Annotated in this window: 27 protein-coding genes and 1 pseudogene; 19 read left to right on the top strand and 9 right to left on the bottom strand. The window is 47.8% G+C overall.

The window, feature by feature from the left end:
* Positions 1-23: 23 nt before the first annotated feature.
* Positions 24-1,379, bottom strand: coding sequence for a glutamate-5-semialdehyde dehydrogenase (locus ACWHX8_RS10030; RefSeq protein WP_447971809.1), 1,356 nt, complete (start codon positions 1,377-1,379; stop codon positions 24-26).
* Between the two features lie 355 nt (positions 1,380-1,734).
* On the opposite strand from ACWHX8_RS10030, the gene rpsB reads away from it, so the two are divergent.
* From rpsB to alr, 5 genes are all read left to right on the top strand, one after another.
* The gene (gene rpsB / locus ACWHX8_RS10035; RefSeq protein ID WP_447971810.1) at positions 1,735-2,514 is read left to right on the top strand and encodes a 30S ribosomal protein S2; all 780 of its coding nucleotides are present in this window, start codon (positions 1,735-1,737) and stop codon (positions 2,512-2,514) included.
* A gap of 70 nt (positions 2,515-2,584) precedes the next feature.
* On the top strand, positions 2,585-3,181 hold the full coding sequence (tsf, locus tag ACWHX8_RS10040) for a translation elongation factor Ts (RefSeq protein ID WP_447971811.1): 597 nt from the start codon (positions 2,585-2,587) through the stop codon (positions 3,179-3,181).
* Positions 3,178-3,909 carry a UMP kinase gene (gene pyrH, locus ACWHX8_RS10045; protein ID WP_447971812.1) on the top strand — a complete coding sequence of 244 codons (732 nt, stop codon included), beginning with the start codon at positions 3,178-3,180 and terminating at the stop codon, positions 3,907-3,909. Before tsf ends, pyrH begins: the two co-directional genes overlap by 4 nt.
* A gap of 14 nt (positions 3,910-3,923) precedes the next feature.
* Positions 3,924-4,481, top strand: a complete 558-nt coding sequence (gene frr, locus ACWHX8_RS10050; protein ID WP_447971813.1) for a ribosome recycling factor — start codon at positions 3,924-3,926, stop codon at positions 4,479-4,481.
* Between the two features lie 10 nt (positions 4,482-4,491).
* Complete coding sequence (gene alr, locus ACWHX8_RS10055) at positions 4,492-5,652, top strand: alanine racemase (RefSeq protein ID WP_447971814.1); 1,161 nt, start codon at positions 4,492-4,494, stop codon at positions 5,650-5,652.
* A 33-nt stretch (positions 5,653-5,685) separates the two neighbouring features.
* Here the strand turns inward: alr and ACWHX8_RS10060 are convergent, their stop codons facing one another.
* The 3 genes from ACWHX8_RS10060 to ACWHX8_RS10070 all read right to left on the bottom strand — a co-directional run bounded on the left by ACWHX8_RS10060 (position 5,686) and on the right by ACWHX8_RS10070 (position 7,508).
* Positions 5,686-5,997: an MTH1187 family thiamine-binding protein gene (locus tag ACWHX8_RS10060; RefSeq protein ID WP_447971815.1), complete on the bottom strand. Its 312-nt coding sequence runs from the start codon at positions 5,995-5,997 to the stop codon at positions 5,686-5,688.
* A gap of 3 nt (positions 5,998-6,000) precedes the next feature.
* A complete protein-coding gene (locus ACWHX8_RS10065) occupies positions 6,001-6,648 on the bottom strand; it encodes a precorrin-2 dehydrogenase/sirohydrochlorin ferrochelatase family protein (protein WP_447971816.1) in 648 nt (215 codons plus the stop codon).
* A 332-nt stretch (positions 6,649-6,980) separates the two neighbouring features.
* Positions 6,981-7,508 (bottom strand): hypothetical protein, encoded by a 528-nt coding sequence (locus tag ACWHX8_RS10070; RefSeq protein ID WP_447971817.1) that lies wholly within the window; start codon positions 7,506-7,508, stop codon positions 6,981-6,983.
* A gap of 232 nt (positions 7,509-7,740) precedes the next feature.
* Between ACWHX8_RS10070 and ACWHX8_RS10075 the strand changes: the two genes are divergently transcribed.
* Positions 7,741-8,298, top strand: coding sequence for a Slp family lipoprotein (locus ACWHX8_RS10075; RefSeq protein ID WP_447971818.1), 558 nt, complete (start codon positions 7,741-7,743; stop codon positions 8,296-8,298).
* A 177-nt stretch (positions 8,299-8,475) separates the two neighbouring features.
* Here the strand turns inward: ACWHX8_RS10075 and glgP are convergent, their stop codons facing one another.
* Positions 8,476-10,668: an alpha-glucan family phosphorylase gene (gene glgP, locus ACWHX8_RS10080; RefSeq protein WP_447971819.1), complete on the bottom strand. Its 2,193-nt coding sequence runs from the start codon at positions 10,666-10,668 to the stop codon at positions 8,476-8,478.
* Between the two features lie 479 nt (positions 10,669-11,147).
* Between glgP and ACWHX8_RS10085 the strand changes: the two genes are divergently transcribed.
* From ACWHX8_RS10085 to ACWHX8_RS10135, 11 genes and pseudogenes are all read left to right on the top strand, one after another.
* Positions 11,148-11,519: a hypothetical protein gene (locus ACWHX8_RS10085; protein WP_447971820.1), complete on the top strand. Its 372-nt coding sequence runs from the start codon at positions 11,148-11,150 to the stop codon at positions 11,517-11,519.
* Between the two features lie 82 nt (positions 11,520-11,601).
* Positions 11,602-11,955: a TraR/DksA family transcriptional regulator gene (locus ACWHX8_RS10090; protein ID WP_447971821.1), complete on the top strand. Its 354-nt coding sequence runs from the start codon at positions 11,602-11,604 to the stop codon at positions 11,953-11,955.
* A 25-nt stretch (positions 11,956-11,980) separates the two neighbouring features.
* Positions 11,981-12,637 (top strand): class I SAM-dependent methyltransferase, encoded by a 657-nt coding sequence (locus tag ACWHX8_RS10095; RefSeq protein ID WP_447971822.1) that lies wholly within the window; start codon positions 11,981-11,983, stop codon positions 12,635-12,637.
* 340 nt (positions 12,638-12,977) lie between these two features.
* Positions 12,978-13,412, top strand: coding sequence for a hypothetical protein (locus tag ACWHX8_RS10100; RefSeq protein ID WP_447971823.1), 435 nt, complete (start codon positions 12,978-12,980; stop codon positions 13,410-13,412).
* A 223-nt stretch (positions 13,413-13,635) separates the two neighbouring features.
* Positions 13,636-14,928: an NAD(P)/FAD-dependent oxidoreductase gene (locus tag ACWHX8_RS10105; RefSeq protein WP_447971824.1), complete on the top strand. Its 1,293-nt coding sequence runs from the start codon at positions 13,636-13,638 to the stop codon at positions 14,926-14,928.
* A 62-nt stretch (positions 14,929-14,990) separates the two neighbouring features.
* A complete protein-coding gene (locus ACWHX8_RS10110) occupies positions 14,991-15,317 on the top strand; it encodes a hypothetical protein (protein ID WP_447971825.1) in 327 nt (108 codons plus the stop codon).
* A 151-nt stretch (positions 15,318-15,468) separates the two neighbouring features.
* A complete protein-coding gene (locus ACWHX8_RS10115) occupies positions 15,469-16,632 on the top strand; it encodes a transporter (RefSeq protein ID WP_447971826.1) in 1,164 nt (387 codons plus the stop codon).
* 58 nt (positions 16,633-16,690) lie between these two features.
* Entirely contained in the window at positions 16,691-17,497 is an 807-nt protein-coding gene (locus ACWHX8_RS10120; protein ID WP_447971827.1) for a carboxypeptidase regulatory-like domain-containing protein, read from the top strand.
* Between the two features lie 317 nt (positions 17,498-17,814).
* Complete coding sequence (locus tag ACWHX8_RS10125) at positions 17,815-18,660, top strand: CBS domain-containing protein (RefSeq protein ID WP_447971828.1); 846 nt, start codon at positions 17,815-17,817, stop codon at positions 18,658-18,660.
* 64 nt (positions 18,661-18,724) lie between these two features.
* On the top strand, positions 18,725-20,539 hold the full coding sequence (locus ACWHX8_RS10130) for an ABC-F family ATP-binding cassette domain-containing protein (protein WP_447971829.1): 1,815 nt from the start codon (positions 18,725-18,727) through the stop codon (positions 20,537-20,539).
* 438 nt (positions 20,540-20,977) lie between these two features.
* Positions 20,978-22,552, top strand: a pseudogene (locus tag ACWHX8_RS10135) (peroxidase family protein).
* A gap of 71 nt (positions 22,553-22,623) precedes the next feature.
* Here ACWHX8_RS10135 and ACWHX8_RS10140 read toward each other — a convergent pair.
* Positions 22,624-23,595 carry an aldo/keto reductase gene (locus ACWHX8_RS10140; RefSeq protein ID WP_447971897.1) on the bottom strand — a complete coding sequence of 324 codons (972 nt, stop codon included), beginning with the start codon at positions 23,593-23,595 and terminating at the stop codon, positions 22,624-22,626.
* A gap of 162 nt (positions 23,596-23,757) precedes the next feature.
* Between ACWHX8_RS10140 and ACWHX8_RS10145 the strand changes: the two genes are divergently transcribed.
* Entirely contained in the window at positions 23,758-24,804 is a 1,047-nt protein-coding gene (locus ACWHX8_RS10145) for an NAD(P)-dependent alcohol dehydrogenase (protein ID WP_447971830.1), read from the top strand.
* A 213-nt stretch (positions 24,805-25,017) separates the two neighbouring features.
* Positions 25,018-25,689: a CHRD domain-containing protein gene (locus ACWHX8_RS10150; protein WP_447971831.1), complete on the top strand. Its 672-nt coding sequence runs from the start codon at positions 25,018-25,020 to the stop codon at positions 25,687-25,689.
* Between the two features lie 37 nt (positions 25,690-25,726).
* On the opposite strand, the gene ACWHX8_RS10155 is transcribed toward ACWHX8_RS10150, so the two are convergent.
* The 3 genes from ACWHX8_RS10155 to ACWHX8_RS10165 are packed head-to-tail and all read right to left on the bottom strand — an operon-like array spanning position 25,727 to position 26,921.
* Positions 25,727-26,041 carry a hypothetical protein gene (locus ACWHX8_RS10155; protein ID WP_447971832.1) on the bottom strand — a complete coding sequence of 105 codons (315 nt, stop codon included), beginning with the start codon at positions 26,039-26,041 and terminating at the stop codon, positions 25,727-25,729.
* A 46-nt stretch (positions 26,042-26,087) separates the two neighbouring features.
* Complete coding sequence (locus ACWHX8_RS10160) at positions 26,088-26,453, bottom strand: cupin domain-containing protein (RefSeq protein ID WP_447971833.1); 366 nt, start codon at positions 26,451-26,453, stop codon at positions 26,088-26,090.
* A 9-nt stretch (positions 26,454-26,462) separates the two neighbouring features.
* Complete coding sequence (locus ACWHX8_RS10165; RefSeq protein WP_447971834.1) at positions 26,463-26,921, bottom strand: hypothetical protein; 459 nt, start codon at positions 26,919-26,921, stop codon at positions 26,463-26,465.
* Positions 26,922-26,985 lie beyond the last annotated feature (64 nt).

The following is a 26,985-nucleotide window of genomic DNA, read 5'->3' on the forward strand; positions in this document are numbered from 1 at the left end:
CAATCCTACGGTTCAGGAACCGTTTAAAATTTTGCTGACAACATCATGGCATCTTGATATGCCTGAGGTACAGGATGCGGTTGCTGCAATTGCCCCGTCCCCAGTGCGACAAACTTTTCTGTAGTTAATGTGTCAAAGGTTACGGGACCACGTGCATGGAAATGCGTGGTATTCATACCAAGTTCAGGACCCAGCCCAAACTGTTCACCACCATGAAGACGGGTCGACGCATTCACCATCACTGCACTTGAATCGACTTCCTGGACAAAGCGCATGGCCGTCTCATAATTCCTCGTCACAATCGAATCCGTATGTCCAGGGCTGAATTGCCCAATGTGGGCAAGCGCTTCATCAAGATCATTGACCACTTTGATGTTCAAGGTTAACGACTGATATTTCTCGCTCCAGTCCTTCTCGGTTGCCTCTTTAATGCCTAAATGGCCGGTCATAGCCATGATTCCCATAATCGACACCGTTTTCGGACACCCCGTGAGCGTCACCTTAAATTCATCCAGTAAACGCCGCATCAATCCCGGAAGGAGGTGCCGGACGATTTTTTGATTGATCAGCACCGTATCGGCGGAATTCGACGCCTCAGGATTTTGGACTTTGGCATTGACGACGATGGTTTGGGCCAATGGAATATCAACATCGCCATCGACATACACATGCGACAGACCACCATCATACCCCAACACCGGCACTTTGGCTTGTTCTAAAATACCTTTTCTCAATGATGTTTTCCCTCGAGGAATGACCGCATCCACATACTTCACTAAGCGAACAAGTTCCAGGGCGGCCTCCGGCTGTGGCCGATCGATAAAGGTCATCACACCATCCGGCAATCCACTATCAGACCCCGCTTTGATGAAACATTCCGCAATGGCCTTGTTGGTATGGAACCATTCACTCCCTCCTCGAAAGAGGCATACATTTCCGGCTTTCAAACACATGGCAAAGGCTTCCAGCGTGACATGAGGAGCCATGTCTGAAATAACCGCAATAACTCCCAAGGGGGCTCGAACACGCCCAACTTGTACCCCATCAATCGTCATCCACATCGCGGATATATCACCAATAGGATCTGGGTATTCGATCACCCGCCGAAACCATTCACCCATCTTCTCCAAAGACTCCTCCGACACCCTGACCCGCTCCACGAGTTGACGGTAGACTTGCTTATCCATATCTTTGGAAATTTGCTCTAAGTCTTGTCGATTGGCATCAAGAAATGTCTGTTTATTCTCATGAAATGCTGTAAGCATGGCTTCAAGCCCCTGTGCTTTCACTTGGCTCGAAAGCCGCGCAAATGGCCGTGCCGCCTCTTTGGCTTTCTTGGCGAGTGCTTGAACATATAATTTCGCAGGAATTTCAACCATCGTTCACTTCCCTTCTTCGCATACGTTAGGTCTGATCGTATAAACGAGTGGACTATACAGAGCCTCAAACAAGGGAGTCAAAAGAAATACGAGACGAACATTTTTTAAAAATGCCTCCAGGCATCACCAGTTCCAGGCCTTTGCTTGCTTGAATTAAAACAGACTCTATGCTAATCTTTCTAAGTTTGTGAATGTAAAAGTCTTTTTGTACAGTCTTCTTTGCCATCTGGCACCTGATAGCTTTTCTTTCTCGAACACGGATCAGCATAGCAAGAATATATTAAATTCCGTCACATAATCGTGACAAAACCGGTTCTTTTTCCAATCACATGAAAGGGGGTGGGAAAGCTTTACTATGGTAACGATTAAATCTCTGTTGGAAGCTGGCGTACATTTTGGGCATCAAACCAATCGATGGGATCCCAAAATGAAACCGTATATTTTTGGTGAACGAAACGGCATCTATATTATTGATCTTCAAATTACCTTACATTTGTTCACAAAGGCCTATCATTTTGTGCGTGACACTGTCGCCTCCGGGGAGTCGGTGTTATTTGTCGGAACAAAACGCCAGGCCATGGATATTGTCGAAGAAGAAGCGACGCGATGCGAGATGTTCTACGTCAACCAACGATGGTTAGGTGGGATGATGACGAACTTTCAAACACTTCGTAAAAGCATCGGACAACTGAAGAAACTTGAAGAGGCTGAAACGGACGGCACCTACGAGCGGTTGAAGAAAAAAGAAATCGTTCGCATGGAAAAAGAGCGAAGTAAATTACAAAAGTACCTCAACGGGATCAAGGACATGTCAAACCTTCCAGGTTGTATTTTTGTCCTTGATACCAGAATACAACATATCGCAGTGAAAGAAGCCAACCGCCTAGGAATTCCCGTTATTGCGATCGTTGATACCAATTGCGACCCTCATGGAATTGATTACCCTATTCCTGGCAACGATGATGCGATACGTTCGCTTAAACTCTTTTCGTCGAGTATCGCCGATGCCTGCATTGAAGGCGTTGAACTTCGCAAAAAACAGGAGCAGTCGGCTGACGGCGAAGATGGCGTGATGGCGGAAATGCTCTCAGTACGAACTGCGGCTGACAGCACAGAGAGTGTCAAGACGCCCTAACGTAGAGTCCTGTTTTATCATACATAGAGTAACGACCCACACCTACACATCAAAAAGGAGAGGTTCACTCATGGCTAGTTCTGCTGCCTTGGTGAAAGAGCTTCGTGGCAAGACCGGGGCAGGGATCCTTGATTGTCAAAAAGCTCTTCAAGAAAATGATAATAATATCGAAAAAGCCATTGACCATTTGCGGCAAAAAGGATTGGCGGCTGCTCAAAAAAAGGTTGGACGTGAGACGAAAGAAGGATTGATCTATGCCTACATCCATCCTGGTTCAAAAATCGGGGTGATGTTGGAAATTAATTGCGAAACAGATTTCGTTGCCCGCAACGAAGAATTCTCTGCTCTCTCAAAAGACCTGACCTTACAAATTGCTGCGGCAAACCCAAACTACGTCAAGCGAGAAGACGTTCCGGAAGACATCATTGCACGCGAAAAGTCCGTCTACGAGGGACAAGCCAAAGAGATGGGAAAACCTGAAGCCGCCTGGGATAAAATCGTTCAGGGAAAGCTTGAAAAGTTTTATCAAGAACAATGTTTGCTTGAGCAGGGTTTTGTTAAAGACCCAAACACCTCTATCAAAGAATTGTTAACCCAAAAAATTTCCAAACTCGGTGAAAATATTCTTGTGACACGGTTTATCCGCTATCAGTTGGGACAGGAATGAACCCTCCTCAATATCAGCGCATTCTTCTCAAAATTAGTGGGGAAATGTTGGCTGGTGATCAGGGATACGGCATTCAACCTTCCATTCTTGATAATTTGGCTTCTGAGATTTCAGATGTCATGACCATGGGCGTGGAAGTGGCACTCGTCATTGGCGGAGGCAATATCTTCAGAGGTTTGGCGGCAAGCGCCTCTGGAATGGAGCGAGCCTCTGCAGACTATATGGGCATGCTTGCAACCTTGCTCAATGCGCTCGCACTGCAAAATGCCCTCGAAGCAAAAAACGTTGCCACACGGGTCCTTTCAGCCATTGAAATGCGGCAACTTGCAGAGGGCTATATTCGTCGGCGAGCGATCCGACATTTAGAAAAAAAACGCGTCGTCATTTTTGCTGCGGGAACGGGAAATCCATACTTTACCACTGACACGGCCGCTGCGCTCAGAGCCATGGAAATTGGAGCGAATGTCATCCTGAAAGGGACGAAAGTCGATGGAATTTATGATGCCGATCCGGTGACCCACCCGGAAGCCAAACGATTCACAGAATTGCCGTTTCTCTCCGTGCTCAATAAAAACTTGAAAGTCATGGATGCGACGGCCATCACCTTGTGTATGGACAATAACCTTCCAATCATTGTCTTCGATTTGACTAAATCAGGTAATATTCGTCGCCTGCTCGAAGGACAAACCATTGGGACTCGCGTCGCTCATAATGCTACAATTCAGTAAAAGGACGTCTTGTCATGGCACATGCATCACTTCAAAAAGTCACGAAGCTCATGGAAGGGGCCATCGACCATCTCAAACGAGAATTCACGACATTACGCACAGGTCGGGCATCAGTCGCCCTCCTCGACCATATTACGGTTGAGTACTATGGAACGCCGACACCGCTCAAACAAGTCGCCAATCTTTCTGTTCCGGAAAGCCGCCTCATACACATACAACCGTGGGATCCCTCAATCATTAAAGATATTGAGAGGGCTTTAACCACGTCAGAATTAGGCGTGACGCCGTCAAACGACGGAAAACTCATTCGCCTCCCTATCCCTCCACTGAGCGAAGAACGGCGAAAAGAACTCGTGAAACTGTGCAAGAAGTATGGAGAAGAAACAAAAATTCAAATACGGGGATTTCGTCGAGATGGGAATGACGAGTTAAAACATCTTCAGAAAGATGGAGAAATTTCCGAAGATGATCTTCGGCGAGCTGAAGCTGACAACCAAAAGTTGACCGATACGTATATACATAAGGTCGATGATTTGTTAAAGAAAAAAGAAGAGGAGATACTCGAAATTTAGAGTGTATTCTGTGACACCTCCACCCACAGTTTCCAGACAGTCTACCCCTTTAGACCTTTCGCCCATTACCGCCACAATCAGCATTTCGGCGTTAGCCAATAATCTCTCAGAAGTCCGCCGCCTCTTGCACCCTGCATGCGACATTCTTGCCGTTGTCAAAGCCAATGCCTATGGCCATGGAGCCAAGACCATCACCCGTGCATTGATTGACCTGGGGGTTCAACGTTTTGGCGTGGCCACCGTTCAAGAAGGCAGTGCATTACGCATGCAAGGGGTCACGCAACCCATTCTTGTCATGGGTGGACTGATTCCAAACCAAATTCCTGAACTACTGCACCATCGACTGACTCCAGTGCTTTCCAATGAAGACATAGCCCATGCACTGGCTGAATGCCTTGACCCGCATCTTCCCTCATACCCCGTTCATATTAAAATCGATACGGGAATGCGGCGACTGGGGTTTCATGCAGAATCCGTGGTATCGCTCCTTGACGCACAGCCATTTGCCTCGAAACTTGCTGTTGAAGGAATGATGACACATCTTGCGGATGCTGATGACTCTCAACAGGAATTCACCAAGGCTCAACTAGCATGCTTTCAAACAGTCCTCACACAATTGAAAAATGCAGGGCATGCTATTGCCATGATTCATGCGGCCAACAGCGCTGGAATCATGTACTATCCCTCATCCCATTTCAATATGGTTCGTCCGGGCCTCCTGCTCTATGGATATACAACACGAAAGGCACACGACACCGATATTGCGTTACAACCGGTCATGAAAGTGGCAACGCATGTTGTTCATGTGCAATCCGCCAAGTCGGGGGAGTTCATTGGCTATAGCCGAAGCTACCAGACAACTCGAGCATCAAAAATAGCCATTTTGCCAGTCGGGTATGCCCATGGCTACTCTCGCAGTCTCTCGAACCGAGGCATCGTACTCATTCAAGGCCAACGGGTTCCAATCGTTGGAAAAATATGCATGGATATGATGCTGGTTGATGTCACTAACCTCGCACAAGTCAGTGTTGGCGAAGAAGTGGTGCTACTGGGAAGACAACAACGGGAGGAAATTTCGGCGAGAGATATAGCTGACTGGCTGGGCACAATCCCGTATGAAGTCCTCTGCAATATTGGGGCTCGAGCCCATCACGTGTATACGCCTATCTGAATAACCCCAGGTGAGTGCAGTGAAGAGCTATCCTTATGAGGTTTTTAGTTTTCGCTTAAGTTTCTTTTCCACACTGGCCACCTTGCCACCCAGTCGACCTTTTTTCCCTTGACGGTAATCGACCTTTACCACGCAAGATATTCGCCCACAATCTTTCTTCATGCGTTCATAACATTGTTTCACGACACCAAAGACTTCATCCCACTCCCCTTCTAAAACCGTTCCCATCGGATTCAGTCGGTAATCTACACCGCTTTTATCGATAATATCTAAAGATCGTGACACATACTTACTCACACTTTCACCTTTTCCAAGTGGCGACATACTAAATTCTAACAACACCATAACCTATGACTCCTTTACTGAATGCGCTAACTGTTGTTCCTGCCAGGCTTTCGGATATTCTAGTGTGCCCGAAAGACGGAATCCCTCGACAATCGCTTGAAGTTGTTCTCGTCGTTTGCTCGGACTTGGTTCCGAATCACGAAGATTTTCACGAACCGTAGAAAGCCAGCTGAGTATATCAACAAGTTCTTCATCCAATACCACCTCTAAATCCTGCCGAAGCGCTTTGGCGAGTGAGGGTGAGGCCCCACTGGTGCTAATCGCCACTCGCAAATGACCTCGCTTGACCAAAGCCGGCATCGTGAACGTTGAAAGGTCGGGTTGGTCAATGGACCACACGAGAAAATGTTCAGATTTTGAAAGCTCATAGAGCTGTTTGGCCAGATCATGATCCTCGGCTACCGTATTCATCACCGCAGTCACTCCATTTTGAACATCGGTGATACGAAACATTCTTCCGCGATGAATGATTTTGCCAGACGCGGTATATTTCCGAAGAATGGTATGAAGCGTGGGATGCACGACCGTGACTTTTGCTCCAGCGTCCAACAACCGTTCAATTTTCTCCACGGCTTCGTCCTCGCCACCGAGGACAAGACATGATTGACCTTGCATGTTCAACGACACTTGAAACCCAGGGTTAAACTCCATTATCTATTTCCTTTCAGTTCAAGAACTTCACTGAGGGCTATAGCGAAACCAAATAACTTCCAACCGAATTTACATCATGTTCACAGCGCAAAAACACGCTGATCATGATGAAGGTTATGCCCGCTTGGATGCCCGGCAGACGGTTGACGGTTCAATAACGAAGGGTCAATCAGCATTCAATAGGACAACCTGTGGATTCGGCATAACTGGAACGGCTATAGTTTACCTGAGCGGAAGAGGTTAGGAAAAGGTATAGCTTGATCTACACGCATCTGAGATAGAAAAAAAGAGACGGTACGATCAGACAGACAGATTGAACGCACCCCGACTCATTAAAACAGTGGATCGGTAATAACCGACGGAGTAGCGGCATCTGAAGGCCCATCGTTCTCATCCGGTTCATCGCTCTCATCCGTGAGGGGTTCAGGCGCAGGAAGACTAGGCAACGCAGGAGAAACCGGCTGGTCGAAGTCAGCAGGAACGTCATCGGATACAGGCTCTGGCACGTGAGGAGAAAATTCGCCTGTTTTTTGCACACGAAGAATCGGCGGATCAATCACAAATGGAGCATAGACTCTGGTGTCCAATGTGACAACATCTCCTTCGTCCACTAGGAGGGAAATTTCGGTAATTCGTTTTTCAAATGTCACCAACATCGCACCATCGGGAGCTGAAATGGTGAGTAAGAGACGAGTTTCTTCAGATTGTTTTTTTACGACTACACCTTGAACCCCAGAACGTGTTGCAGAAAGTCCTGTCGGAAAATACTTGCCAAGATACTTCGGCGCAACAGACGGCGCGCCAAGCCCAAGTCCAATGCCAAGGAGAAAAATGAAAAGAAGAAACCAAATTTTCTTCATATCAAACTCATACGACAGTACTTCCGTCCTAGTTTTTCTATCAAGGAAATCGCCTCATGCTTCAGTATTGTCAAGAGAATAGATCGAAACATCATTCGATGTGTACAATACGTACTTTCAATTTGACAGAAACTTGGGCTTCCGAGTATTCAGTTTCCTATCTTAACACGATATTGAGTCTTGGGAAGAAACCATTCAGCCGGATTGTCATTATTTCTGATAGAATCAATACATGTTTCGATATAAAATTTTCAAACTGCTCTTTGCTCCTTGCCTCATATTCATACCAGCATGCACCTCCTCATCCCTTATCATCCCGGAAGCACTCGAATCTCGAATCGACAGACAGTTGTCCTTTTCCCAAGTCATGCAAAACCCAGACAGTCATACAGGCAAGTGGCTTCTCGTTGGAGGTGAAGTCCTGCATGCGCAAAGCGTAGACGGCGGGACTCGGCTTGAAATCCTTCAATTACCGTTGAATGAGTGGCAACAACCACGGCAGCAACGAACGACATCCAATGGTCGATTTCTCGCATTCAATGAAAGATTCCTGGATCCAGCCACATTTCCATCCAACACCCGTGTGACCATCGTTGGCGAGATGACAGGATCGGAACGCGCTTCACTCGATGAGACAGAGTATCAGTATCCGACATTAACGATTCAACATCTGCATGTTTGGGAAAAGAATTCGCCGAATAATCACCCTCGACCTCACTGGAGTATTTTTGGAGGCGGAGGGACAGGGGGACGGTCCGGAGGCGGATTCAGCATTGGAATTGGTTTTTAAGTATTCTTCCGCTCGTATGCTCACTGGGATGGGTTGGGTTTCAGTCGAATAGCTGGGATTACCTCAGAAAGCCATTCTTTTATGTTTACCGACTCCCACTCCTCAAGCCGATAATGCCTAGCTCGCACCCAATGAAGAATGCGGACACACATTCCGCAGACTTCTATTCGCAGGACATCAACCTGTCGATTCAATCTGCTCGACAGATTCAGACGGTTCGCTGTTTGCACGTAACAGCGGCACATAGAATTTATCGACATATTCCTTCAACATTCGACGAGCACTGAACTGCGGTGCATTCGTGCGAATGGCATTTTTCACAATTGTCACCCAACCATGCGGAACTCTGTCCTGGTCACTTTGGTAATAGAGGGGAATGACTTCTTCTTCCAGAACATTGTAGAGAACATTCGCATCATAATCATCCTGAGCCTGTTCATCTAATTGTTCCGATGTCGTGGGGAATGCCCATCCATTGGAACCATCATACCCCTCTTTCCACCAGCCATCTAAGACACTGAGATTCGGCACGCCGTTCAAGGCCGCTTTTTGCCCACTCGTCCCGCTGGCTTCAAACGGAGCACGCGGATTATTCAACCACACATCGACGCCTTGTACGAGAAACTTCGCCACATGCATATCGTAGTCTTCTAAAAATACAATGCGACCACCCATATCTCTGGATTGCGCATGGCGATAGACTTCGTGGATCAACTGCTTGCCTGGCTCATCGGCAGGATGGGCCTTACCGGCAAAGATGAATTGCACGGGTCGCCATCGATCTTGAAGAATGGTTCGAAGACGATCAAGATCGCGAAACAACAGATTGGCCCGCTTATACGTGGCAAATCTTCGACCAAACCCAATCGTAAGAGCATAGGGGTCAAGAAATGTTCCACCTGCCATCACTTGCTCAGCCTGCAGACGACCAGATGCCCAACCTGAACGAGTACGATGCCGAATGAAATTTAATAACTTGCGCTTGAGGACTTGACGAACGTCCCAAATTTCATGGTCTGGAACTTCAAGAATTCGCTGCCACATCGCAGAATTATCTGACCCCGACATCCAGTCTGGCCCAAGATATTTGCTATATAAATGATTCATCTCTGGAGCAATCCATGTTGGCACATGCACACCATTCGTCACATGATGAATGGGCACGTCGTGTTCTTGAAGGTCAGGCCAGAGACACTGCCACATTCGACGAGAGACACGGCCATGTTCGGCACTGACCCCATTGACCTGAGAAGAAAAGTACATCCCTAACGCCGTCATGTGAAAATGGTCGATAGAGTCTTTCGGATGCTTCCCAAACTCAAAGAAGGCTTGCGGTGAAAAACCACATTGCTTCCAAAACCCGGCGAAGTATTCTTCGATGAGGTGACGCGAAAAAAAGTCATGGCCAGCCTCAACGGGTGTATGCGTCGTAAAGACGGAATTTTGCCGAATCGCTTCAATTGCTCTGGGAATCGCCATCCCTTTTTGTATACATTCTTGAAGCCGTTCAATGTGGAGAAATGCGGCATGGCCTTCATTGGCGTGCCACGCCTGAGGATGTATGCCCAAAGCTCTGAGAACTCGTACCCCTCCAATGCCCAAGATCATTTCTTGCGCTAACCGGACAGCTCGATCTCCACCATACAGTCGTGCCGATAACAAACGATCGTCAGGCATATTCTCCGGTACATCCGTATCAAGCAGGTACAAGCACGCACGTCCAACAAACACTTTCCAGACTACGCATGTGACCGAGCGGTGGTTCAATTTCACGGTAATACGACATTGCTCTCCCGCATCCGTCATCGCCGGCTGAATCGGTAGGTCATGTCGGTTGAGGTTTTCATATTTCGCCTCCTGCCACCCATCCAACCCAATAACTTGACGAAAATAGGATTGGCGATACATAAAACTCACACCAACGAGAGGAACTCCAAGATCACTGGCTTCTTTTAAATGATCGCCTGCGAGAATGCCGAGGCCGCCGCTATAAATAGGCACGGAATTATGAAGCCCAAATTCTGCTGAAAAATAGGCAATCGGTGCATTCGAAAACGCTGGATAATTCGTTCCAAACCAATGTTCGTGACTGGCCATGTACTCATCAAAGGTCTTAAAGGCCTCAACATAACGCCGGCGAAAGACAACATCTTCGGCTAGTTGTTGAAGGCGCTCAGGCTTCACCTCTTGAAGTTGTTTGACAGGATTATGATGGGTCAGACGCCATAGAGTTTGGTCAAAGACTTCAAACAGTTGCCGACTCTTGGGAGTCCAACTCCACCAAAGATTGTTGGATAATTCATGGAGTCGTGGAAGGCAGTCACGCACAAAAATTTCATTGGAGGTGCCTGTTGTTGAGTTGTCTGTCATGAACGCTCCGTTATCGGTAAGAAGTAATAGTGCAAATCTGGTCTTACAGTCTTCAAGTCAATGGTCACATCACTATTGACTCACTGTATCTGCTCGTACGTATTTCTGCAGAAACGAAAGAAACAGGATACAGGGAATGTCAGAAAAAGGGAATGTACCATTCAGCAATTGTAGAATGCTATATGCCATAGGGTTGTCAGGCTTTGATAGAGACTACAATCTTGAATACCTCTAATCGTATCACAAAATCTGTTTTACATAGAGCAGAATTTTCGTTAGATTACACAGACAATTCACAGTCACATCTCAACAGATCCGTCGAACTCAAGATTGTTCCTGATTCAGAGATCGTATAGTTTTTAAAAGCGAATGACTAGACGAAACTCAACAGAATCAGCGCGCTGGATTATGATGGACGATTCAACGATGTTTACATCGCTCAGACTGCCGACAAGAATCCCCCGTATGGAGACGATCCTATGAAAAAAACTCTGATATTCAGCGTAGTTGTTGGAGCCTTCATCACAAGTCTTACACTCGGAAATGCTCAAATGGCTATCCCAAGGGACTATCATGGAATGTGGGGAGCCGGAGGATGTAGCCAGGCGAAATATTATATGAACATTCAAGGAAGTGGAATGCACATGTATGCGGCGGATAAGCAATTGTCTTTGGGGAACTGGGAGATTCGCACCGTGACCACCAACGGAGCGACACTCATTATCGATACCCAAGAAACAAATTCCCAACAAGACACACATATGGAACTCACCAAACTTTCAAGCGGAAATCTCACCTTACTGCTCAACATCGGAGGCAACAGTGGGATTGATGAACTCGTTGGGTGCTAAGGCCCTAACACCCACCCATTCTGTTCACACACTCATTTGACAAGTCCAGGCTTCTTTTATTGTTGGCACACAAGAGGACAATGTGGATCACCCAACCTTAGACATCGAACATTTTCGTGAGAAGCTCCTAACCCTTCGCGATGAAATTTTGCAAATCGAAGCAACCGGAGATGAAGCGGCGCAAACCGTCGAATTAGACCAAACAAAAATCGGCCGTGTCTCACGAATGGATGCCCTTCAACATCAAGCGATGGCCAAAGACTCGCAACAACGAAGACAACTACGAAAGCAGCGAATTGAAACCGCGCTACAACGTATAGCAACGCAGGCATTTGGATTGTGCGTACGATGCGAAGAGGACATTCACCCAAAACGATTAGCATTTGACCCCACCGTTCTTTTATGCATTGACTGCGCGAATCAGGACGAAAGATAACCTCTACTCGCTCTCGGCCCAGACTATGACTCTTGGCTCTCCGTGTCCTCTCTGCCATCACGTCAATATTCACGATACCTATCACCGTGACAACAGAAGAAACTTTTATTTATGTCACACATGTCAGCTGGTCTTTGTCCCGCCACATCAATATCTTTCGAGTGAAACGGAAAAATCCGCCTATGACCATCACCAAAATTCACCAGAGGATCACGCCTATCGATCTTTTCTGAGCCGCATCTTCATCCCTATGCATCGCCACATCCCCTCCCACAGTCATGGTCTCGACTTTGGATCCGGCCCCGGCCCAACTCTATCCGTGATGTTCGAAGAAGCCGGGCACTCCGTTGCACTCTACGATTGTTTTTATGCAGATGATCGTTCAGTTTTTCAAGAAACATACGACTTCATCACCGCGTCCGAAGTGGTTGAACATCTTCACCGTCCTCAAGAAGAGTTAGACGCATTATGGAATATCCTCAAGCCTGGGGGTCTCTTCGGCATCATGACAAAACGCGTGTATAATCAGCAGGCATTCACGACATGGCATTATAAAAACGACCTGACGCACGTCTGTTTTTTTTCACAGCCGACCTTTCAATGGTTGGCGAACAAATGGCAAGCGCAGCTACTGATTGTCGACCAAGACGTCGTGTTGTTAAAAAAACCTATGGACACATGACAGAAGGAACGGTGACATGCAACCAAGGCCGCACTCGCATCATCAATACGATTCCCACGAAAGAACAACTGGAGAATATGTGTGCAGTTCCATGACTCTATCCATCGACTGAATATTCCACACATTCATCCACTGCCGTGTTCTTGCTTTCAGACAGAGATTCATGGTTAGATACGATCCCCCTCGAAGATTCCCCCTCGTCACGTAAAAAGGTTCCCAACAACAGGTTGAAACTCCCATTCTTTCAGGAATGGAATGTTGAACCTCGGTAGAGACCGTCACGTATGGTCCGTTTTTTCACTCACAATTTATACCCTTTTATTCGAACGGGAGAAATACCATGAGATCCAAGCACCTCTGCATTCCACTGCTCTTGTTCTGTTCGTGTTTATTTGCCTCACATGCTATGGCTCAAAATACCCATGGCGACTATTGCGACACCCATCAGGATGATTTTGACGAACAAGGAAGACAGACATTAGAGGACCATAAGCAAATGTTTTTAGACGGAGCGGACTGGTGGTTTGACTCAAACACTCGGGAATGGAAAGAATGGCCGTCGAGAAATGCATCTCATAGTTTGGAGGAGTATAAAGACCTGTATCTAAGTGGTCCGGACTGGTGGTCTGACTCTGCGACTCGCGCTCAGAAATGGCGTGAATGGCCCAATAATTCCATGCGAGAAACATTGGATTGCCACAAGAAACTCTATCTCAATGGTCCAGATTGGTGGTTTGACTCGAATACGCAAGAATGGAAACAATGGCCACACTAACCTCGTAACACGCTTCACGATCAAGCGTCGATCCAGGAACAAAGCCTTCATTTTCGTTGGAGCTGGTGCTACCCTGAACCAGCTCCAAACACCTTCTCGACAACATATTTCCTACACTATCCAATCTTTAAATATGTGTTTCTTCCGTCGAGCATCTCCGTTACGATAACGGGGATCTGCACGCCACACATCATGTCACAAGCACTGCCATCTATACGTCACAATGCCCGCTGATATTCAGATAGCCATCGTTGGAGCCGGCGCTGCAGGTTTGGCGGCAGCCATCTTTACCGCAGAAGCGAGGCCTGACCTGAGAGTGGTGCTCTTTGACGGCGCTCGCTCGATTGGAGCAAAAATTTTAGTATCGGGCGGAGGGCGTTGTAACGTGACCAATGTACAGGTTACCTCCAAGGACTTCCACGCTCCACCTCGACTCGTTGAGCGCGTATTGAAACGATTCACTGAACAGGACACGATGCGATGGTTTGAATCCATGGGAGTGCCACTGAAACAAGAAGCCACAGGAAAGATCTTTCCCGTTTCCAATAAAGCACGGACCGTCCTGCATGCTCTCCTACGTCGATGCGAGGAGCTTGGAATAGTCATACGAACACAGCACCGAATCCAGGACATCCATAAAACACCTGATCATTTTGCTCTTGAAACAGACGAAGGCGTGATGACAGCAGATCGAATCATTATGGCCACTGGAGGAAAGTCTTTGCCAAAATCCGGGTCTGACGGGTCAGGCTGGAACCTCATGCAACGGCTTGGCCATACGATTACTGAATGTGATCCGGCTCTAGTTCCACTCGTACTTTCTGAAAGTTTTTTCCATAAAGAGCTCTCAGGGACATCACACGACGTCACACTCACGACAACCAGTGACGGTAGAATTGCTGACCGTCGAACGGGAAGTTTGCTCTGGACGCACTTTGGGGTGAGCGGACCAGCCATCATGGATGCCAGTCGATCTTGGATAAAGGGACAAGCGCAAGGATCTGACGCAACACTTTTGCTGTCATTTTTTCCAGATCAGACATTTGAAGAAATTGATCGCTGGCTTATTGATGAAGCATCACATGACCCTCAAAAAACGCTTGTTGCGCTACTCTCGAAACGTCTTCCTCAACGAGTGGCCAAAACGTTATGCACCTATGTCGCAACAGAAATGACGGTATCGGCCAATCCCCATACAGCCAACGTGGAGTTTTCGGCCTTACCAATCAGTCAACTGACACGAACCGCTCGACGAATGTTAACGCACATCTTAACGGGCTTACGTCTTCCAATTGAACGAACACGTGGGTGGAATTTTGCCGAAGTCACCGCCGGTGGCATTCCATTACAAGAAATCAATATCAATTCGATGGAATCTCGAAAAATCCCAGGCCTCTATGCCGTTGGAGAAATACTTGACTGTGACGGCCGCATAGGAGGATTTAATTTTCAGTGGGCATGGGCCACTGGATATATTGCTGGCACGAAGGTTGGACAGGGACTGAACCCTCAATAAGGCGGTTTTCTTGACAGGCATTCTAAATTATACGTAGGATACAGAAAAAGGCCTATGTGCATATGAAACGAATTCTACATCCTGCCCTCATCCTAACTCTCCTGACGTGTTTTTTATTTGTCAGCGGTACGCTCACCGTACAAGCCACCACTCACAGCACACATCACGAAGCTCATCATGAGGCAACCACGCATTCGAATAACATTTGTTCATGGATGTGTGCGGCAGGCCATGTCCTGCAAACCATCGACTTTGAATTACGTGAGCCAGCGCTTACCAGTGTTGATGTTGATTTGCCCATCCTGACTTCAATAGAAATCGTCTTTTCTCGCTATTCCAACCCTCGTGCGCCTCCTTCTGATCTTTCCCCAGTTGTATCGTTCTCGTAAATTTCAACTAAAGAGACTTGTTTGATCTGTAGGTCAGCGTATTGCGCTGCATGCATTCGCCATACGCGACTGTGCAACATGATCGTTACTTCCGCATGCAGCGATATTATTTATACATACCATTATGCAATACGAAGGAATTTTATCTGTTATGTATCACCATTCTAAAAGTTCATATAGACGGCGCCGGGTACCGAGAATTATCACCCTTACCTGCGTCCTCATTTTCACCATCAGTAGTGGCAATAGCTTGGCCGCTCTCCTCGATGGCATGTTCGATGGATTCGAAGAATCCCTATCACAACGACTGGCGAACAATGGCGAACAACTGACTATTGGAAACTTTTATACCCCTGAACGCGCAGACTCTCACGGCCCGATTGGCATGATGGGCGAGCATACGCACAATGTAGGAGAGCTGATGTTCTCTTATCGATATATGCAAATGGAAATGAATGGTATCCGAGACGGAACCTCAGGATTATCTCCGGCAGATGTCCGTGCTCAAGGCTTTGCGGTCATCCCGACATTCATGAGAATGGAAATGCATATGTTCGGCGCCATGTATGGCGTGAACGATACCCTCACGCTTACCGCCATGCTGCCATATCTCCGTAACAACATGGACCATGTCGCCGGGACGCCACTTGGCGCGGCAAAATTCCGAACACGAACAGAAGGAGCTGGAGATTTTAAAATTGGATCGCTATGGCGCCTCTATGCCTTTGAAGCACCAAGTATTGGAGCGCACCGATTCCATTTAAACTTCAACGTGAGCTTGCCCACCGGCGACATTACGCATAAAGGCACAACTCCACTTGGAGTCATTAGACTTCCCTACCCCATGCAACTGGGGTCGGGTACCGTCGACCTACTTCCCGGCCTGACCTACGGTGGAGCAAAAGGGAACGCCTCTTGGGGATTCCAAACGCTTGGAACATACCGAATCGCTCGAAATAAGGCTGGGTATTCGAAGGGTGATGCCTATGAAGTTGGAGCCTACGGAGCCTATGCCTGGACCAATTGGATCAGCAATTCAGTACGATTTAAATGGCGGCATTGGTTTGATTACGACGGGCAAGATACCAGAATTACCAGACCTGCGGCTCAGCAACTGGTGTTTACCGCCGACCCTGATCTGCGGGGTGGAAAACAACTGGATATCATGGGAGGCGTGAATTTCTTATTACCGGAATTTCTTGGGTTGGAACATCGACTCGGAGTCGAAGGCGGCGTACCGATCTATCAAAACTTAGATGGCCCTCAACTCGAGACGGACTGGGCTGTGACCGTTGGCTGGCAAGTTATTCATTAATACATTCTCTAGGTATCGCTATACGGCTGTGGGCTAGGATTTCATAAGGAGTACGATCATGAATGCAAGATATACGTTTTGGCTTAGTGTCCCGTTGGTGAGTCTTGGGTTATGGAACCCTCTATTCGCCTATGAGACAACGGAAGTAGTCAATCCAGGCACACTCAGTGGTCACGTAACGTTTGAAGGGAAAATCCTAGCCCCACGCACATTTACCGTTCAAAAAAACCCAGAAATTTGTGGCCAAACACGGTCGTTAACCAAAGTGTCGGTGAACGATGGAAAATTACAAGGAGCCGTCATTGCCCTTGAAGGCATTACACGCGGCAAGGCGTTTGAGGAAAAACATATTCGAGCTGACCGTCCAGGCCAGGGAGAGTTTCACTATCGTGCAGGCGACACCCTCGATCTTGAAGTCCGAACAAAAAAATGTAATTTTGGCCCATTTACCGGCGTACTCGCTCGAGATGAACCCATTCAGTTCACCAATAACGATTCAATCAAACACACACTACATACCTACGTGTTGCGAGGAAATAAGGCGACGATTCTCAAGACCGTCCATAATCGAGGCATCCCAGCCTTAGGAACTCTCAATGAAACATTCACGCATAAGAAGCTCAAACAACCCGGGGTCGTGGCCATTACGTGTGATCGACATGACTTCATGGAGAATTGGCTTTATGTTGCGGACTCTCCATATTTCGCGATTTCGGATGAACAGGGGCGGTTCAACATCGATCAGATTCCACCTGGAACCTACACCATGGTTGTATGGCATCCTGTTCTTGGAACCCAGAAACACAATGTAACCATTACCCCGCAACACCCAGTGACGCTTAACCTCGAATTCGTCAAAAAGTAAGGACAATCGAGACTGTCATCCTGAAAATCCCGTCCTGCCCTTCGCCCTCCTTCCCTCTGCCGCTTAGGGATCATGACCTCCCAAACGGTAGAGACTGTTCATGCTGCCCAAATCTCCCAAAACGATGTCCGGAAAAATTCTTAGGTCTCATCCATACCTCCAATTCCTCAACTATGGTATAGTCGCCAGATTATTATGATCACAAACTTGCCCATCAAAGATGATGAGATAAAGAGACGAAGTGCGTATGTGACTCATATGCGCATCCAATGACGCGGCCATGATGTCTCTACAAAGATCACCATACAGGAGGATTTATGAGTAACCTGCCATCAGCACCAATTGCTGATTTTATGCAAGAAGATCTTGAAACTGTGAATGAACACACGAGTGCAATAGAGGCGGCGGCAAAGATGGCTGAACAACGCATAGGGTGCTTGATGGTTCATAGGGAAACCTCTGGAGCTGGACAGCCGCCGATCATTGGAGTGTTTTCCGAAACTGACTTAGTTCGCAAAGTCATGACCCTCGATCACGTAAATTCCAAGACTCCTGTCGCGAAGATCATGACGACGCCCCTCCATACCATTGCCTCCAATCGTTCCATGCTTGACGCCAGTCATTTCATGGAACAGCAAGGCGTTCGGCACCTTTGCGTTGCTGACGGAGATGAGATTGTAGGGTTGATTTCCATTCGTGATCTCGTGAGACATTTCGTCTACGCAGATTCAGGCCCGATTCGAGAACTCGATAATGTCTACCGTCCGCTGAGCGTACTCATGCGACGAACGATCGAGCAAATTTCTGGAGAGGAAACAATCTTCACCGCGGCTCAGCGAATGGCCGAGAAACAAATCGGCGCATTACTCATCACAGAAAACTCAGCAATGATCGGTATTGTGACAGAACGAGATTTGATCCAGAAGGTCATGGCCTACAATCATGATCCCAAGCAAGTCTACGTCAATTCAATCATGAACCAGCCGCTGATTGGCATTGATATTAATAGAACGGTTCATGACGCCAGTGATTTAATGGCGGAAAAATGGATCCGCCACTTACCAGTGACAGAAAATGGCAACATTGTGGGAATACTTTCCGTCAGAGACCTCATTCGAATGGTTGCCCTCAGAGATCGCCCAAGATTTTTACGGCAACAATAGCGAATCACTCTCGGTCTTCATTCTACACAGCTCATTACTTCATAATGTGTGAATAGGGTTTTCTATGGCAGCGCTTATTTACGGACAGAAACTCTCAAAAGCCTTTGGCGTGAAACAGTTATTTAATGATTTAACGCTTGGCGTCTCAGAACAAGATCGCATCGGCATCATCGGTCCCAATGGATCAGGCAAAAGCACCCTTCTCAAAATTTTTGCTGATTTCGAACAACCAGATGATGGGACCATCACTCGCCGCCAACATCTTCGAATGGCTTATGTTCCGCAACAACCAGAATTTACTCCAGGCTCGACGATCATAGAAGAAATGGAACGTTCGGCCATTGGCTCTGGCATGGAAAGCACTGAAGCTGTGGTTCGTGTGCAAGAAATTTTAGGAAAGACTGGATTTGAGGATGGGGATCAACCCGTTGCGCCATTATCTGGTGGTTGGCGAAAACGACTGGCGATTGCCTGCGGTTTTGTCCAAGATCCGGACATCATGTTGCTGGATGAACCCACGAACCACTTGGATCTGGAAGGCTTGCAGTGGTTAGAACACATGATGTCACAAGCACCATGGCCATGGATCATGGTCAGCCATGATCGGTGGTTCCTTCAACATGCAACCAACAAAATTGCCGAAATCAACACCCGATACGTCGATGGACTTTTGCTGGTCACGGGCACCTATGATCAATTCCTGCGGCAACGCGAAGAACATCATCACACTCAACATCAACAAGCTCAAGCATTGGCAGGGAAAGTCCGTCGTGAGGAAGAATGGCTTCGCCGTGGCCCCAAAGCACGAACCACTAAGGCCAAATATCGCATCGACTCCGCACATGCACTTCAAGCCGAACTCGCGGAAACCGCCACACGCCTTCGACAAGAGGGAACCACAATTGACTTCGTTTCCTCCGGGCGCCGCACCAAACAGTTAATTGAGGTGACAGACCTGACAAAATCTTTCGGATCACGAACGCTGATTCACAATCTTGAGCTTTTACTATCGCCGGGAATGGCCATGGGCATCGTAGGACATAACGGTTCTGGAAAGTCCACCTTGCTCAAACTCCTTGCAAAAGAACTTGCCCCCGATCAGGGCACCGTTCGACATGCGGAAAACCTCAAAATTGTCTACTTTGATCAAAACCGTGCGCAACTTGACCCGGAAAAAACTTTACGACGAACGTTGTCGGATACGGGGCAGTCCGTGGAATACCGTGGAAACACTATTCATATCACCGGTTGGGCCAAACGCTTTCGATTTCAACCTGAGCAGTTGGATCTCCCGACACGACTACTCTCTGGTGGCGAACAGGCTCGAGCCGTCATCGCACGCCTAATGTTACAACCAGCCGATGTGTTGATTGTCGATGAGCCGACCAATGACCTGGATATCCCAACCCGAGAAACGCTAGAGGAAAGTTTGCTGGAATTTCCCGGTGCTTTGGTCCTGGTTACGCATGACCGTTTTATGCTCACGAAAGTCTGTACGCAATTTGTCGGATTAGATGGGTATGGCGCATACGGGCTCTTTGCCGAATATGAACAATGGGAATCTTGGCTTCGAAAGAAAAAAGCGAAAAAACAAAAAAACAAAACACCGGCGACAACAGGAGACGAAACATCCACACCAAAAGTCAAAGCGAAAAAGCTATCCTTTAAAGAGCAGAAAGAATACGACGCCATGGAGTCTCGAATCCTCAAGGCGGAAACCACACGAGACTTTTGTCTTGCACAGACGGAAGATCCCGACGTTGCATCCAATCACGTGAAATTACAGGAAGCTTACGACAAACTTAAAGCGGCCACACAAACCGTGGAACAGCTCTACGCACGGTGGGCTGCGTTAGAATCCAAACAACAGGGTAGGTAATGTTTGTGAACAAATCCATCACGAGTGACGCGATTCTTGTAATGACTCTTGAACATTGACGCCGCTCAGGCTAGGCCTCCCCAAATACTGCTACCTACGTAATACAGGTTCCCTCTGTGTTACTTTCCAATTTCTTCCTCCAAATCCCAATGTCGTTTGTTCATCGTGACATATTCTATGTTTTTGCCTTCTGTACTCTCCTAAAATATCGCCGTTCCATCGCTACGAGAAATGAATCATCCCCTCTTTCGAGGAATAGTTACGAGAAATGCACTCTGTATAGTCTAGGGTTGTATATCAGGCAAGGAAACCTACAACTCACCAAAACCTAAACTACTGAGAAGCATCGACAGAGGAGGGAATATGGCGACTCGACAGGCCACATTTGCGTTAAAAATGCCTCAATCAAACAGATTACAACGTGCGGCTTTTATGATGATGACCCTTGTGACGGCCTTAGGAGTCAGCAGCCAGGATCTGCAAGCATTTGAACCACGGACCATTGATGGGGAAAACACGAATATACACAATCCAGAGTGGGGCCGTGCCAACACGCCGCTCCTTCGTCTTATGGACTCTGATTACACTGATGGAAAGAAGGAACCAAGTGGTACGAATCGATTAAGTGCACGCGCCATTTCAAATATTGTTGTGGCACAAACTCATCTCACGCAAAATGCAAAACACGCCTCCGACTTTGTTTGGCAATGGGGACAGTTCATCGATCATGATATTGATCTCACGGAAGAAGCACACCCGACGGAACCCCATAACATCCAAATTCCAACCGGCGATACTCATTTTGATCCCCATAATACTGGCACCCAAGTCATGCCATTCACACGCTCGGCGTATGCTGACCTCCAGAATACACCTCGGCAACAGGTAAATCACATTACAGCATTACTTGATGCGTCGATGGTGTATGGTTCTGACCCGATTCGCGCACATGCTCTCCGAACGAACGATGGAACCGGTCGACTGAAAATGAGTAAAGGGCGGTTTCTTCCCTATAACATTGCCGGCCTTCCCAATGCTGGCGGGCCAGACCCAAGCTTGTTTTTAGCTGGTGATATTCGAGCAAATGAACAGATAGGGTTGACCGCTATGCACACACTTTTCGTACGTGAACATAACCGTCTTGCGAAAATAATTCGACACAACCATCGCGCCTTGACGGGAGATGAAATATACGAACGAGCACGACGAAAGGTCGGCGCGCTTATACAAGTCATTACCTACAACGAATTTCTTCCTGTTCTCCTTGGCAAACATGCTTTGCGCCCATATCGCGGATACAAACCATGGGTCAATCCAAGTATTGCCAATGTGTTCTCCACCGCTGCCTACCGATTCGGTCATAGCATGCTCTCACCACAACTCCTACGCTTAAAGAAAAACGGCAGGCCCATTCGTGCTGGTCACCTACCGCTTCGAGAAGCGTTTTTTGCTCCTTGGCGAATCACAACAGAACAAGGTATCGCGCCTGTGCTTCGTGGCCTGGCCAGTCAACGGGCTCAAAACATTGATCCGTATGTCATCGACGATGTGAGAAATTTTCTCTTCGGACTTCCAGGAAACGGTGGCTTTGACCTCGCTTCACTGAATATCCAACGAGGACGAGACCACGGCCTCTAAAGCTATAATGGCGTTCGAATAGCCATGGGCTTGAATCCAGCAACCTCCTTCGCCGACATGACATCGGACGTCGCTCTGCAACAACGCCTTGCGAACGCGTATCTGTCAGTCGAAGATGTTGACGTCTGGATTGGGGGACTCGCAGAAGATCATCATCGGCGAGCCATGGTCGGCAAATTGTTTTTTAGGATCCTCAAAGATCAATTTGAGCGTCTCAGAGACGGTGATCGATTTTGGTACCAACATGCATTTTCGAGAAGACAAGTAGCAAAATTAGAGAACACCACATTGGCTGATATTATCCGTCGGAATACTCCTATCAAGCATGAAATTCCCGATAATGTCTTCGTATATAAGAAAGCCGGTCATTACTAAGACCTTACAGCGCCCATCTCGGTAGCTCCGACTCTCTGTCGGGGCTACCGCTCTTCGGTACGCATGCCCTCTCACCATGCATATGCTTCCGGAGCAGCCCCACCTGGACCGGGGAAAATTTCATCCAGTCTCTTGAGCGTGTCCTCCGACAATGTGAGTTCCCTCGCTCGCATCGTGCTATTTAATTGCTCCAACGTGCGAGGTCCAATGATCGGTGATGTCACAGCCTTCTGGTGAAGTAACCACGCCAATGCCACGATTGCCGGTTCTTCTCCAAGCGTTCGACACAGGCCTTCATAGGCTTCCAGTTGAGTCCGACATGTCTGTATAGCTTTCTGCAAATCTTCATCGGCACGTCGACCGCTTGTCGCAGGGGTCAATGCTCCTGCTAATAACCCTCGAGCCACCGGACTCCAGGGAATGAGCCCAATGCCATAGGCTTCACACGCAGGAATCACTTCTAGCTCAATCATTCGATCATTCAGATTATATAAACTCTGTTCAGAGATGAGACCTAAAAAATGACGGCTCTTGGCCATTTCCTGAGCTTGAGCCAGATGCCAACCAGCAAAATTACTACTGCCGACATAGAGCACTTTTCCTTCACGACACAACTGTTCCATCGCTTGCCAAATTTCTTCCCATGGCGACTCACGATCAATATGATGCATCTGATAGAGATCGATATACTCCGTCTGCAAACGACGTAAACTGTCTTCACATGCCAGTTTAATATGTCGAGCTGAGAGTCGTGACTGATTTGGCCTTTCACCCATTCTGCCAAACACCTTTGTCGCCAGCACAATATTGTCTCGACGGCCGTTCCCTTGCGCTAACCACCGTCCCACAATTTGCTCGGTAATCCCCTCCCCGGTTTTCCACCCATAGACATTTGCCGTATCAAAGAAATTGACTCCCAATTCGAGCGCTCGATCCATGATTGCAAAACTATCAGGCTCTGTCGTCTCCGGTCCAAAGTTCATGGTTCCGAGGCAAAGACGACTCACTTTCAGTCCAGATCGTCCGAGATGCACATACGTCATCATACGTTCTCCTAGCCAAATCTATAATAATAAATCTATCAACCCGTGTACGCCATCAACCACATTATCTCGACGAATCACTCCTGATTATGTCATCATGAGGAGCATTTTTCATCTTTCACATATCGCCAGGCCACACAGACCGTCAGGAGGACGACCACGATGCTCGCGACTAAAGGATTTGCCGCGTTACAAGCCGGAAGCAACCTTGAGCCCTTCAACTTCAAACGCCGAACAGTCGGCACACATGATGTCTTAATCAACATTCGATATTGTGGCGTGTGTCATTCGGATATCCATCAAGCCAGAGATGAATGGGGAGACTCACTATTCCCGATGGTCCCTGGACATGAAATTGTCGGAACCATTCAAGAGGTTGGATCGGCAGTCACAACATTTCAAGAAGGCAACATTGTTGGTGTTGGGTGTTTCGTGGACTCCTGCCGCACATGTACATTTTGCACCCAAGGGCAGGAACAATACTGCGATACCGGAATGATTCTGACGTATAATGGACGAGACAAACAAGGCGACATGACCTATGGAGGCTATTCCAACCACATCGTTGTCGATGCAGGATACGTCTTGCGCATTCCTTCTGAGCTAGAAATTGAAGGAACCGCGCCACTGCTCTGCGCAGGCATCACGACGTACTCCCCACTCCGTCAATGGGGCGTTGGAAAGGGGCATCGATTGGCCGTCATGGGACTTGGAGGCCTTGGACATATGGCGGTAAAGCTTGGACGTGCACTCGGAGCTGACGTGACGGTCTTCAGTCGCACGGACAGCAAGCAGCTCGAAGCTGAGCATCTTGGTGCCACAGACTATGTGGTCACCTCTCAAGACGGGGTCTTCGCACGCTATGCACGAAAATTTGATTTTATGATTGATACGATTTCTGCGCCTCACGATCTCAATGCGTATCTTGAGTTACTGAAAACCGATGGAACGATGATTGTCGTCGGGGTACCCGAACACCCCTTGTCAATCGATCCATTTTCCCTCATCCTCCGTAGACGTCGTGTCGTTGGATCACTGATTGGCGGCATCCAAGAAACACAAGACATGTTGAACTTCTGTGGAGAACATGGAATAACATCGGATGTCGAGATCATCTCCATTCACGACATTAACCAGGCCTATGAACGTATCGTGCGTGGCGATGTACGTTTTCGCTTCGTGATCGATATGGCAACATTAGAAAAGTAACTATGAATATCATAGGGCATACCCTGGTATCTCCCTACAGATTTCGATACCATGCAAGGTACACGACACACACACGTTTGCATGACTCAAGAGGTGAAAATTTTCCGATCGCCAGGGCCGCCGTTGCCTAAACCTTGACGAACACGCTAGGATACGGGTCCCTTTATACTCATCCATATATGTTTCACAACCTTATAGGCAAGGAGGCTTACAATGAGGAAGAGAACCCAATACCCGACCATCATATTTTCCATGCTAACCGCTTGTACCCTCATGCTGTTCATGGGTGCACTCACACCTGCCAACGCGGTATCCTTCACGGCTTTTCTAAACAGTTCTCAAGAAGTCGCTCCAGCTGGCTCGACGAATTCTCCACTCACTGGCTTAGCCCAGATGACGCTAAACCATAGCAATGGAACCTTTTCATTATCGTATGTGATTACATTGGATAGCGGATTTGATTTTCAGAACTTCGGCACACCAAACCCACTAGGAGGGGAATCTGTCTCGGCCCTCCACTTCCACAACCAAGATCGAGGGTTCAATGGACCAGTCGTCTTTGGAATTTTCGGTCCGAGTTCAGATCTAGATGGCGACACGATGGCTAACCTCAATGCCAACGGCACCACGACAGTCACAGGTGAATGGGATCAATCTGAAGGCAATGGAGGCGCAACGCTCACGGACTTTGTTCCAGCGCTTTTGAATGCTCAAGCCGGTCAAGAAGTTCCACTCTACCTTAATCTTCATACTGAAAATGACCCATCTGGAGCAATTCGAGGACAAGTGTCTGCGGTTCCTGAACCAGGAACAGTCCTGTTACTAGGCAGCGGACTCCTTGGTCTTTGGGGATATCGCCAAATCCGGACTGGCCACAGTACATAGGCAAAACTGCAAGAATTCGTTCTTTGGGATACTCTACTTAGGTTGGAGGAACCAAGGGGCCTGCCCACTGGCCTTTGACGCGCTGCACATCGACAAGATGATTCGGAGGGCCTAAGTCGGCCATCAACTTCGTATCGATCCGACCATGTCCGACATATAAGAGCTGTGGGTCGCCAACACCTGGCGCTTTCAACCAATACCATCCTGGACAGTCAGGAAGTCGATCGGTCCAATGAGGAATGATATGGCGAAGATCACGTTCAATCTTGGCTTTGACCTGATCGGCATCATGATTTCCAAACAATGCTTTCAGTCCATCATACACAGCCTCGGCATGTGCTCGTATGCTCATAAGAATACCTCATCCGACCGTGACCCCTGTGCCAGATTAGATAGATTCATTGTGAATCACGATGAACCGTGGCAGGAGAAAATGCCGGGACACAGACAGTGACATATTCTGCCCCATCAGATTCAGGCGTGCTGTAGCGAACCCATTCACCAGCTTCACAAATCACGGCCTGCCCAGCACGAATGTCTAATACACCATGCGTGTGCTCAACCCGTAGCATCCCCTTGAGCACAACCTTGGTTTCAGTGAACTTTGGTTGCTGACCAACTTCAGACCATCCCGCTGGGCACACAATTCTTGCCAGGCTCAACACATCTGAGTGCGTTGCAACTCGTCCAGCATACTCTTCAATGAGTTTCGGATTCTTCCCGGGTGGTGGGATTACAGAGGGTTGTTCAATAAATTTTGGCACAACAATTCCTTAAGGCGTAGACGAAGGAGAGTCCGAAGAAGGCAACGATGTCAGAGCGTTCCCTTCAAACTCGTCTCCTGAAACAGGCTGCGACTGAAAACTTCCTCCGCTCCGGCGATGAAGCGTGAATGTGATAATCGACACTTGATTATCAGGTTGATCGACAGAAAATGAAGCGCTTTTGGTGTAACTGTATTCTTTGGGACCACTCCCGTAGCGCACCAAGACATGATAGTCTCCTTCAGCGACACGAACAATGCGCTTTTGCCCCCTGACAAGACTCACGACCACTTTCGTTGGGCCGATCAACTTCACCACAGCATTTTGCCCAGAGTGATTTTCAAACGTAATTTTATTCTGAGGCGATTGGGCCGACCATACAATCGACGTTCCACCGAACACGCCCAACACAATGAAGGCCAATAGAAACATTTGATTGTTTCGTAATATAGGAATCTGTCTCTTCATAAGATTTGGTATCATGGTCCGAGTCTATGCCTTTCTTTCTAGCGTTTGAGTAACGTGTGTATCA

The sequence above is a fragment of the Nitrospira sp. M1 genome, assembly GCF_965152605.1.

Excerpts from the sequence above, each read along its gene's own strand:
- ACWHX8_RS10030 (WP_447971809.1), bottom strand. The coding sequence starts at position 1,379 with ATGGTTGAAATTCCTGCGAAATTATATGTTCAAGCACTCGCCAAGAAA.
- rpsB (WP_447971810.1), top strand. The coding sequence starts at position 1,735 with ATGGTAACGATTAAATCTCTGTTGGAAGCTGGCGTACATTTTGGGCAT.
- tsf (WP_447971811.1), top strand. The coding sequence starts at position 2,585 with ATGGCTAGTTCTGCTGCCTTGGTGAAAGAGCTTCGTGGCAAGACCGGG.
- pyrH (WP_447971812.1), top strand. The coding sequence starts at position 3,178 with ATGAACCCTCCTCAATATCAGCGCATTCTTCTCAAAATTAGTGGGGAA.
- frr (WP_447971813.1), top strand. The coding sequence starts at position 3,924 with ATGGCACATGCATCACTTCAAAAAGTCACGAAGCTCATGGAAGGGGCC.
- ACWHX8_RS10060 (WP_447971815.1), bottom strand. The coding sequence starts at position 5,997 with ATGGTGTTGTTAGAATTTAGTATGTCGCCACTTGGAAAAGGTGAAAGT.
- ACWHX8_RS10065 (WP_447971816.1), bottom strand. The coding sequence starts at position 6,648 with ATGGAGTTTAACCCTGGGTTTCAAGTGTCGTTGAACATGCAAGGTCAA.
- ACWHX8_RS10070 (WP_447971817.1), bottom strand. The coding sequence starts at position 7,508 with ATGAAGAAAATTTGGTTTCTTCTTTTCATTTTTCTCCTTGGCATTGGA.
- ACWHX8_RS10075 (WP_447971818.1), top strand. The coding sequence starts at position 7,741 with ATGTTTCGATATAAAATTTTCAAACTGCTCTTTGCTCCTTGCCTCATA.
- glgP (WP_447971819.1), bottom strand. The coding sequence starts at position 10,668 with ATGACAGACAACTCAACAACAGGCACCTCCAATGAAATTTTTGTGCGT.
- ACWHX8_RS10085 (WP_447971820.1), top strand. The coding sequence starts at position 11,148 with ATGAAAAAAACTCTGATATTCAGCGTAGTTGTTGGAGCCTTCATCACA.
- ACWHX8_RS10095 (WP_447971822.1), top strand. The coding sequence starts at position 11,981 with ATGACTCTTGGCTCTCCGTGTCCTCTCTGCCATCACGTCAATATTCAC.
- ACWHX8_RS10100 (WP_447971823.1), top strand. The coding sequence starts at position 12,978 with ATGAGATCCAAGCACCTCTGCATTCCACTGCTCTTGTTCTGTTCGTGT.
- ACWHX8_RS10105 (WP_447971824.1), top strand. The coding sequence starts at position 13,636 with ATGCCCGCTGATATTCAGATAGCCATCGTTGGAGCCGGCGCTGCAGGT.
- ACWHX8_RS10110 (WP_447971825.1), top strand. The coding sequence starts at position 14,991 with ATGAAACGAATTCTACATCCTGCCCTCATCCTAACTCTCCTGACGTGT.
- ACWHX8_RS10115 (WP_447971826.1), top strand. The coding sequence starts at position 15,469 with ATGTATCACCATTCTAAAAGTTCATATAGACGGCGCCGGGTACCGAGA.
- ACWHX8_RS10120 (WP_447971827.1), top strand. The coding sequence starts at position 16,691 with ATGAATGCAAGATATACGTTTTGGCTTAGTGTCCCGTTGGTGAGTCTT.
- ACWHX8_RS10125 (WP_447971828.1), top strand. The coding sequence starts at position 17,815 with ATGAGTAACCTGCCATCAGCACCAATTGCTGATTTTATGCAAGAAGAT.
- ACWHX8_RS10130 (WP_447971829.1), top strand. The coding sequence starts at position 18,725 with ATGGCAGCGCTTATTTACGGACAGAAACTCTCAAAAGCCTTTGGCGTG.
- ACWHX8_RS10140 (WP_447971897.1), bottom strand. The coding sequence starts at position 23,595 with ATGACGTATGTGCATCTCGGACGATCTGGACTGAAAGTGAGTCGTCTT.
- ACWHX8_RS10145 (WP_447971830.1), top strand. The coding sequence starts at position 23,758 with ATGCTCGCGACTAAAGGATTTGCCGCGTTACAAGCCGGAAGCAACCTT.
- ACWHX8_RS10150 (WP_447971831.1), top strand. The coding sequence starts at position 25,018 with ATGAGGAAGAGAACCCAATACCCGACCATCATATTTTCCATGCTAACC.
- ACWHX8_RS10155 (WP_447971832.1), bottom strand. The coding sequence starts at position 26,041 with ATGAGCATACGAGCACATGCCGAGGCTGTGTATGATGGACTGAAAGCA.
- ACWHX8_RS10165 (WP_447971834.1), bottom strand. The coding sequence starts at position 26,921 with ATGAAGAGACAGATTCCTATATTACGAAACAATCAAATGTTTCTATTG.